This window comes from Micromonospora sp. SYSU B005, from assembly GCF_055362685.1.
The window spans coordinates 1-8,746 of the sequence record NZ_JAXCFU010000034.1 but is presented as its reverse complement, the minus strand read 5'-3'; the positions used below and the strand labels follow the sequence as shown (position 1 = coordinate 8,746).

Sequence of the window (8,746 nt, the reverse complement as noted above, 5' to 3'; positions counted from 1 at the left end):
TACCACCTCTTGCATCGCGAACGGGGGGCCGGCCGCCCCGGCCGAGGCCGGCCGGCGGTCGCCACCCGGCCGGGGCGGGGCCGGCGCGGCCCGCTTGCGGGCCGCCTTGACCGCCGTCGACGCTGACGCCCTGGTCTTCACCGGCGACAAGGGCGCGCTGCTGCGATCCGGCAACTTCGGCCGTGCGGCCAAGTGGACGCGGACGGTCGAAGCGCTCGGGCTGCCCGGCTTCCACTTCCATGACCTCCGCCATACCGGCAACACCCTCGCCGCAGCCTCTGGCGCGAGCACTCGCGAGCTAATGCAGCGAATGGGACACGCCAGCATGCGGGCGGCGTTGATCTACCAGCACGCAACCAGCGAGCGGGACCGCGAGATCGCCTCGGCCATGGACCAGCGGATCGCCCGGCAGACCCGGCGCAAGGGCGGCCAGAGCAGCTAATGGCCCACGGATGGCCCGCAAGATCGGAGCGGGGGAGTGGCCGACCGGCCCAGGATCGGGGGACGCAGCCTCTGACCTGGGCCGGAGGCTGTTGGAGCGGGCGACGGGAATCGAACCCGCACCGTCAGTTTGGAAGACTGAAGCTCTGCCATTGAGCTACGCCCGCGAGCGCCCCACCACAGCAGGGCGCGCCGACAGCGTACCCAATGAACCACGGCCACCGCGCAGCGCGTACCCGGAGGTTCCCGCCGACCTTCAAGATCCATGCCACTTCGGCGAGGTGGCGCCATCCCGGGCCCTCGGACCCAGCCACTTCCCCGAACTGGCGCCTGGCGCCGCCCAGCCGCCCGCCCGGCGCCGCCCAGCCGCCCGCCCGGCGGCGCCCGGCCGCGCCCGGCGGCCGCCGCGCCGTGCCCCGTCACCCGCGCGGGTGGCCGGACGGCATACACTCTTCGTCGCCACCGGGGTGTGGCGCAGCTTGGTAGCGCACTCGCTTTGGGAGCGAGGGGCCGTGGGTTCAAATCCCGCCACCCCGACTGTCGTTCGCGACCGGATCGTCCCGGGAACCGCCGGTTTTTTCCGCGCGGTGCCCGGGCCCTGCCGATGCCGTCGGCCGGCTCGCCTACACTCGATGCGCGCAATCACGCCCCAGAACCAACACCCAGATCCGTCAAGGAGTACGCCTGTGAAGAGCACCGTCGAGACTCTGAGCCCGACGCGCGTGCGGCTCGCCATCGAGGTGCCGTTCGTCGAGCTCGAGCCGAGCCTCAAGAAGGCGTACCGGGAGATCGGCCAGCAGGTCCAGGTTCCCGGCTTCCGCCGGGGCAAGGTCCCCAGCGCGGTGATCGACCAGCGGGTGGGCCGGGGGACCGTCCTCAACGAGGCGATCCAGGAGGCCATCCCGCAGAACATCCTCGCCGCGGTCCGGGAGCACGACCTGAAGACGCTCGGCCGTCCCGAGGTCGACATCACGGAGTTCAACGACGGCGACTCGCTCAACTTCACCGCCGAGGTGGACGTCCGGCCGGAGATCACCCTGCCGGACCCGGCCACCATCGAGGTGACCGTCGACGAGATCCAGATCGCCGACAGCGAGATCGACGAGCAGATCAACAGCCTGCGCGAGCGGTTCGCCACGCTGAAGACCGTCGAGCGGGCCGCCCAGGAGGGCGACTTCGTGCAGATCGACCTGAACGCCACTGTCGACGGCGAGGAGGTCCCGGGCGGTTCGGCGAGCAACATCTCGCACGAGGTGGGCAGCAAGCAGCTCCTGCCGGGTCTGGACGAGGCGCTGGTCGGCCTGGCCGCCGGCGACAGCACCACCTTCACCACGCAGCTCGTCGGCGGCGACTACGCCGGCCGCGACGCCGACGTGGCGGTGACCGTCCGCACGGTCAAGGAGAAGGAGCTCCCCGAGCTCAACGACGACTTCGCGCAGATGGCCAGCGAGTTCGACACCATCGACGAGCTGCGCGGCGACCTGCGGGAGCGGGTCACCCGGGGCAAGCAGGTCGAGCAGATCTACGCCGCCCGTGACAAGGCCCTGGAGCAGATGGTGGCCGCCGCCGAGGTGCCGGCGCCCGAGGGCGTCGTCAAGGAGGAGGTCGAGAGCCGCAAGGCCGCGATGGTCGACCAGCTCGAGCGCATCGGCGCCTCCCTGGAGGAGTACCTCGCGGCGGAGGAGAAGACCGAGGAGCAGATCGACACCGAGCTGACCGAGGCGGCGACCGACGGCGTCAAGATCCAGCTCCTGCTCGACACGCTGGCCGATGCCGAGGACGTGCAGGTCTCCGACGACGAGTTCGGTCACGAGATCGTGCACCGGGCGCAGCGCGCCGGCATGGCCCCGCAGCAGTACTACGACCAGCTGGTCCGCTCCGGCGCCGCCGCGGCCGTCTTCGGCGACGTCCGCCGGGGCAAGGCGCTCGCCGCGGTGATGGAGAAGATCAAGATCAAGGACTCGGCGGGCAACGAGGTCTCCCTCGACGCGCTGCGGGCCCAGAACGAGGCCGAGCACGACCACCAGCACTGATCATCGGGGGTCTCGGCCGCCGTCCCGCGCTGCGCGCCGGGAGGCGGCCGAAACCCTTTCCGGGGTACGCCGTGCGGGTGACTGCGCTGAGAGCGAACAGTGCCCCGACCGGGAGTACGGCTCCCGGCTGAGCGGTTAGTGTCGGGTAGGACGGTACGGAGAGCGAAGGGCTGCCATGACCGACATGCACATCCCCAAGAAGTCGCTCCGGGTGAACGAGGCCCGCGGTGGCGACTCCATTGGCAACCTCGACGACTCGGTCTACAACCGGTTGCTCAAGGAACGGATCATCTTCCTGGGCAGTGAGGTGAACGACCAGGTGGCCAACCGCATCTGCGCGCAGCTCCTGCTGCTCGCCGCGGAGGACCCGGACCGCGACATCTTCCTCTGGATCAACTCGCCGGGTGGCTCGGTCTACTCCGGCATGGCGATCTACGACACCATGCAGTACATCGACAACGACGTCTCGACAGTGGCGATGGGCATGGCGGCCTCGATGGGCCAGCTTCTGCTCTGCGCGGGCACCAAGGGCAAGCGGTACGCCCTGCCGCACGCGCGGATCATGATGCACCAGCCCTCGGGCGGTCTCGGCGGCACCGCGTCGGACATCGCGATCCAGGCCGAGCAGATGCTCTACACCAAGCGGATGTTCCAGGAGCGGGTCGCGTTCCACACCGGCCAGAGCCAGGAGCAGATCGAGGCGGACTCGGACCGCGACCGCTGGTTCACCGCCCAGGAGGCCATGGACTACGGCTTCATCGACAAGGTGATCATCGGGGCCGCTCAGGTTCCGGATGGCGCCGGGACCCTGAGCTGAGCGAGGAGCTGACGATGACCGACCTGAGCCTGCCGCCCCAGTTCGCGGCCGTGCACAACCGCTATGTCCTGCCGTCGTTCGTCGAGCGCACGTCGTACGGGATGAAGGAGTCCAACCCGTACAACAAGCTCTTCGAGGACCGGATCATCTTCCTTGGCGTCCAGGTGGACGACGCGTCGGCGAACGACGTGATGGCCCAGCTGCTGACGCTGGAGGGCACCGACCCGGACCGCGACATCATCATGTACATCAACTCGCCCGGTGGCTCCTTCACGGCCATGACGGCGATCTACGACACCATGCAGTACGTCCGCCCGGACATCCAGACCGTCTGCCTCGGGCAGGCGGCGAGCGCGGCGGCGGTGCTGCTCTCCGCGGGCACCCCGGGCAAGCGGATGGCGCTGCCCAACTCCCGGATCATCATCCACCAGCCGGCCACCGAGGGCGGTTACGGCCAGGGCTCGGACATCGAGATCCAGGCGCGGGAGATCCTGCGGATGCGGACGCAGCTGGAGGACATGCTCTCCCGGCACTGCAACCGCCCGATCGAGCAGGTCCGCAAGGACATCGACCGTGACAAGATCATGACGGCCGAGGAGTCCAAGGAGTACGGGCTGGTCGACACGATCCTGACCAGCCGCAAGAAGGGTCTGCTGGCGTCGCACGCCGCGGGCTGAGCAACGTGTGGTCGGAGGTCGATCGGGGTATCGTTCCCGGTCGACCTCTGACACACCCGTTTTGGGGGTCGGAGAAAACCCGGCCACCGGGTAACGTCGGGTCTGTACCGCTCCGCCGGTCGGATCAGGTGGAGCCGACAGCATGGTGGGACGACAGGACGGACGGGCGCTCCGGCGCCCGCAGGTCAGGGCCGGCGTTCCGGCCGACGAGTGCAGGGAGAACGTAGGTGGCACGGATCGGTGACGGCGGCGACCTACTGAAATGCTCGTTCTGCGGCAAGTCGCAGAAGCAGGTCAAGAAGCTCATCGCGGGCCCTGGTGTCTACATCTGCGACGAGTGCATCGACCTCTGCAACGAGATCATCGAAGAGGAGCTGGCCGAGTCCGGCGAGGTGAAGTGGGAAGAGCTTCCCAAGCCGATGGAGATCTGCCAGTTCCTCGACAACTACGTCGTCGGTCAGGAGCAGGCCAAGAAGGCGCTCGCCGTCGCGGTCTACAACCACTACAAGCGGATCCAGGCCGAGGCCGCTGGTGCGCCGGGCTCCGGCACCGACGGCGTCGAGCTGGCAAAGTCGAACATCCTGCTGCTCGGCCCGACGGGCTGCGGCAAGACGCACCTGGCGCAGACGCTCGCCCGGATGCTCAACGTCCCGTTCGCGATCGCGGACGCCACCGCGCTCACCGAGGCGGGCTACGTCGGCGAGGACGTCGAGAACATCCTGCTGAAGCTGATCCAGGCCGCCGACTACGACATCAAGCGCGCCGAGACGGGCATCATCTACATCGACGAGGTCGACAAGATCGCCCGCAAGTCGGAGAACCCGTCGATCACCCGTGACGTCTCCGGCGAGGGCGTACAGCAGGCGCTGCTGAAGATGCTCGAGGGCACCGTCGCCAACGTGCCGCCGCAGGGCGGGCGTAAGCACCCGCACCAGGAGTTCATCCAGATCGACACCACGAACGTGCTGTTCATCTGCGGTGGCGCGTTCGCCGGGCTCGACCAGATCATCGAGGCCCGCACCGGCTCCGGCGGCACCGGCTTCGGCGCCCGGCTCCGGTCGGTGTCCGAGCGGTCGACCGACGACATCTTCAGCCAGGTCATGCCGGAGGACATGCTGAAGTTCGGGCTCATCCCCGAGTTCATCGGCCGGCTTCCGGTGATCACCAACGTGCGCAGCCTCGACCGTTCCGCGCTGGTGCGGATCCTCACCGAGCCGCGTAACGCGCTGGTCCGCCAGTACCAGCGCCTGTTCGAGCTGGACGGCGTCGAGCTGGAGTTCGAGCCGCCCGCGCTGGAGGCCATCGCCGACCAGGCCATGCTCCGCGGCACCGGAGCCCGCGGCCTGCGGGCGATCATGGAAGAGGTGCTCCTCTCCGTGATGTACGAGGTGCCGAGCAACCCCGACGCCGCCCGGGTGCTGATCACCCGCGAGGTCGTCCTGGAGAACGTCAACCCGACGATCGTGCCCCGCGAGTTCACCGGCCGGCGCCGGCGGGACCGCGAGGAGAAGTCGGCCTGACCGCCGTTCGCGACCGCGCCCGGGTCAGCTCGGGCGCGGTCCGCGTGAACGGGTCCGCCGGTCCCACTCGCCCGACGGGGTGACCACCACCATCATCAGGCGCACCGGCCCGTCACCGGCGGTGCGGTAGCCGTGTTCCCGGTCGGCGTGGAACTCGACCGTCTCGCCGGCGCGTACCTCGTGGTCGACACCGTCGACGGTGACCGTCGCGGCGCCGTCGAGCACGTGCAGGATCTCCCGGGTGCCGTGGGCGTGGTCGGAGGAGCGCAACGCCTCCCCGGGTTCCATCCGCCAGTCCCACAGCTCGACCAGGTCGGGTTCGCCGAGTCCGCTGAGCAGACGCGCCAGGCCGCCGCTCGGGCCGCGCCACAGCACCGGCGCCTCGTCCGCCGCGCTGACCCGTACCGTGCTCTGTTCCGCCGGCTCCAGCAGCCGGGCGATGCTGACGCCGAACGCGTCGGCGACCCGGCAGAGCGTGCCGATGCTCGGGTTGGTGCGTGCCCCCTCGATCTGCACCAGCATGCCCTTGCTGACCCCGGACCGGCCGGCCAGTTCCTCGAACGACCAGCCCCGCGCCGTTCGCAGCTCACGTACCTGGCGGGCGACGGCTGAGGTCACCGCGCCGACCCGTCCACCGGTATCGGTCATCACACTGTCCTTCACGGTCACTATTGTGGTACGACTGCGGGGTGCTCCCCATTGTCCTCGCCGCCGTGTCCGCGCTCGCCTTCGGCACCGCCGACTTCGCCGGCGGCAAGGCGTCCCGGCGCGCCGACCCGATCGCCGTGACCGTGGTGTCACAGATCCTCAGCGTTCCGCTGCTGCTCGTCCTCGTCCTCGTGGTGCCCGGCACGCCGAGCCCACTCGACCTGGGCTGGGGCCTGCTCGCCGGGGTAGCCGGCGCGGGCGGCGTCATGCTGCTCTACCGCGCGCTCGCCACCGGCGTGATGGCAGTCGTCGCGCCGGTCACCGCGATCACCGCGGCGATCGTGCCGATCGTCGCCGGCCTGGTCCTCGCGCACTCGCCGGGTGCTGTCGCGCTCGGCGGCGCCGCGTTCGCCGTGGTCGCCATCGGCCTGGTCAGCCTGGGCGAGCGCGGTGCGGCACGCCGCGTCTCCGGCCGCGTGATCGGCATGGCACTGGCCGCCGGGCTGCTCTTCGGCGTCTTCTTCGCGCTGCTCGGCCAGGCCGACGAGGCGGCCGGCATGTGGCCGGTTCTGGCGGTACGCGTCAGCTCGATCGCGTTCGGCCTCGCGCTCGCCGTCCGTACCGGCGCACGCCTGCGACTGGGACGGCGAGTCCTCGGCTGGGCCGCGACCGCCGGCCTGCTCGACTCCGCCGCCAACGCGCTGTTCCTCGCCGCCGCGGGCCGGGGGCACCTGAGCGTGGTGGCCGCCATCGCCTCGCTCTACCCGGCGAGCACCGTCCTGCTCGCGCTCGCCGTGGACCGGGAACTGCTCCGGCCGGCGCAGGTCGCAGGGCTCGGCTTCGCCGCGGCGGCGCTCGTCCTGTCCAGCGTCTGAGCCCTGTCGCGCGTCCGCTTCCGCCCGTACCCTCGGGTCATGCGCGTCGCCGTCTGCCAGCTCAACGCCCGCGACGACCGGGCGGCGAACCTCGCCGCCGCCGAGGCCCTGCTGGTCAGGGCCGCGGCGGCCGGCGCGGATCTCGCCCTCCTTCCGGAGTACGTCGACTACCTCGGTCACGCCGACCGGATGCCGCCGGCCGAGCCGGTCGACGGGACTGTGGGGCGGTTCTTCGCGGAGACCGCCCGCCGGCTGGGCATGTGGGTGATCGCCGGCTCGTTCCACGAGGCCGGTCCGGACCCGGCGCACACCTGGAACACCTCACTGGTCTTCGACCGGGAGGGCGCGCTCGCCGCCACCTACCGCAAGATCCATCTGTACGACGTGGAGATCCCCGGCCGCGTCTCCTACCTCGAGTCGGCAACCGTCGCGCCGGGCGAGAAGCCCGTGGTGGTCGACGTCGAGGGTCTGCGGGTCGGTCTGTCCATCTGTTACGACCTGCGGTTCCCGGAGTTGTACCGGCAGCTCGCGACCGACGGCGGCGCCGAACTGCTCGTGGTGCCGGCGGCGTTCATGATGCACACCGGGCGGGACCACTGGGAGGTGCTGCTGCGCGCCCGGGCGATCGAGAACCAGTGCTTCGTGGCGGCGGCCGGACAGACAGGTGACCACGACCCGGGCCGGACCTGCTTCGGGCGCAGCATGGTGGTCGACCCGTGGGGGACCGTGCTGAGCCAGGTCGCCGACGGCCCCGGGCTGGCGGTCACCGAGATCGACCTGGAGCGCCTGCGGACGATCCGCGCCGAGTTGCCCAGCTTGGCCAACCGCCGGCTCTGACCCGAGGTCAGCCCCCGAAGAGCAGGCCCAGGGCGGCGATCCCGGCGATCGCCGCCGCAGTGACCAGGAGAGCGGTGGTCATCCGCGATGGGCCGCGCCGGGCCAGGCGCCTGATCGACAGCACCAGTACGGCGAGCACGACGGCCCCGATCACCAACTGCCAGAACGGCAGCAGGAGGCCGAGCAGAGCGTCCTCGGCGACGGCCGGGACCGGGGACGGATCATCCATGCCGACCACTGTGGCACGGCACCGCACCGGACGACCCCTTCGACCGCGGCTCGCCGCGGAAACGGCTGGCGTTCACCAAATGACGATCATTGATTTGCCTTCCGAGGCGGGTCCGCGTAACTTTCTCTCTGCACGCGGGAGGCCGGGCAAACCGGCCGAGAACGGGCGCCAGGCTGGTGGCGGTGACGCCGAGCCAGACTGAGATTCGGGCGGTGCACGGCACTCCGGGACACGGAGTTGCGAACGCGAAGCCGACCGGGTAGAGTTCGAAAGCCGGCAGGGAGCCGGGCGGGTGGTCGCGAGAGCGACGCCGGCCGGTCCGCCGAAACCCACGAGAGCAACGACCGCCGGAAACGGTGAGCGTCAGCGTGGGTCTGGTCGAGCCAAGTTGATCACCTCGAACACGAGGTTGACGACGGAAGCAAGACCGAGTAGGTTGGAGAGGTTGCCCCAAGCGGGGGTTCCGCTGGTAGCGGTGCTTCTGGTTGGTGTGTGGTTGTTCTTTGAGAACTCAACAGGGTGCTTGTAAAGCCAGTGCCAATTGTTTTATACCCCGGACTGGTCAGGCTGTTGTCTGGCTGGTTGGGATTCCTTTGGCAACACTTTTGTTGTCAGGATGCTGTTCGACAAAGATTTTTGTTGGAGAGTTTGATCCTGGCTCAGGACGAA

Annotated in this window: 9 protein-coding genes and 2 tRNA genes; 8 read left to right on the top strand and 3 right to left on the bottom strand. The window is 69.7% G+C overall.

Annotated elements, in window-relative coordinates:
* Window positions 1-442: tyrosine-type recombinase/integrase (locus SM452_RS30095; protein WP_463841193.1), on the top strand; the 442-nt coding region annotated here is incomplete at its 5' end.
* Window positions 443-534: 92 nt separating this feature from the next.
* On the opposite strand, the gene SM452_RS30090 is transcribed toward SM452_RS30095, so the two are convergent.
* Window positions 535-608, bottom strand: a tRNA-Gly gene (locus tag SM452_RS30090).
* A gap of 296 nt (window positions 609-904) precedes the next feature.
* On the opposite strand from SM452_RS30090, the gene SM452_RS30085 reads away from it, so the two are divergent.
* The 5 genes from SM452_RS30085 to clpX all read left to right on the top strand — a co-directional run bounded on the left by SM452_RS30085 (window position 905) and on the right by clpX (window position 5,488).
* Window positions 905-978, top strand: a tRNA-Pro gene (locus tag SM452_RS30085).
* Between the two features lie 149 nt (window positions 979-1,127).
* Window positions 1,128-2,474 carry a trigger factor gene (gene tig / locus SM452_RS30080; protein ID WP_181726551.1) on the top strand — a complete coding sequence of 449 codons (1,347 nt, stop codon included), beginning with the start codon at window positions 1,128-1,130 and terminating at the stop codon, window positions 2,472-2,474.
* Between the two features lie 175 nt (window positions 2,475-2,649).
* Entirely contained in the window at window positions 2,650-3,291 is a 642-nt protein-coding gene (locus tag SM452_RS30075) for an ATP-dependent Clp protease proteolytic subunit (RefSeq protein WP_018786886.1), read from the top strand.
* 14 nt (window positions 3,292-3,305) lie between these two features.
* A complete protein-coding gene (locus tag SM452_RS30070) occupies window positions 3,306-3,968 on the top strand; it encodes an ATP-dependent Clp protease proteolytic subunit (protein WP_013288034.1) in 663 nt (220 codons plus the stop codon).
* A 227-nt stretch (window positions 3,969-4,195) separates the two neighbouring features.
* Complete coding sequence (gene clpX / locus SM452_RS30065; RefSeq protein ID WP_091423211.1) at window positions 4,196-5,488, top strand: ATP-dependent Clp protease ATP-binding subunit ClpX; 1,293 nt, start codon at window positions 4,196-4,198, stop codon at window positions 5,486-5,488.
* Window positions 5,489-5,512: 24 nt separating this feature from the next.
* On the opposite strand, the gene SM452_RS30060 is transcribed toward clpX, so the two are convergent.
* Window positions 5,513-6,136 carry a helix-turn-helix domain-containing protein gene (locus SM452_RS30060; RefSeq protein WP_355511112.1) on the bottom strand — a complete coding sequence of 208 codons (624 nt, stop codon included), beginning with the start codon at window positions 6,134-6,136 and terminating at the stop codon, window positions 5,513-5,515.
* Between the two features lie 41 nt (window positions 6,137-6,177).
* Here SM452_RS30060 and SM452_RS30055 point away from each other — a divergent pair, with 41 nt between their 5' ends.
* Together SM452_RS30055 and SM452_RS30050 are read left to right on the top strand one after the other, a co-directional pair.
* A complete protein-coding gene (locus SM452_RS30055) occupies window positions 6,178-7,011 on the top strand; it encodes an EamA family transporter (RefSeq protein ID WP_463841192.1) in 834 nt (277 codons plus the stop codon).
* 39 nt (window positions 7,012-7,050) lie between these two features.
* Complete coding sequence (locus SM452_RS30050) at window positions 7,051-7,848, top strand: carbon-nitrogen hydrolase family protein (RefSeq protein WP_194803424.1); 798 nt, start codon at window positions 7,051-7,053, stop codon at window positions 7,846-7,848.
* Between the two features lie 7 nt (window positions 7,849-7,855).
* Here SM452_RS30050 and SM452_RS30045 read toward each other — a convergent pair whose 3' ends face one another.
* Window positions 7,856-8,077, bottom strand: a complete 222-nt coding sequence (locus tag SM452_RS30045) for a hypothetical protein (RefSeq protein ID WP_013288029.1) — start codon at window positions 8,075-8,077, stop codon at window positions 7,856-7,858.
* Window positions 8,078-8,746: the final 669 nt, after the last annotated feature.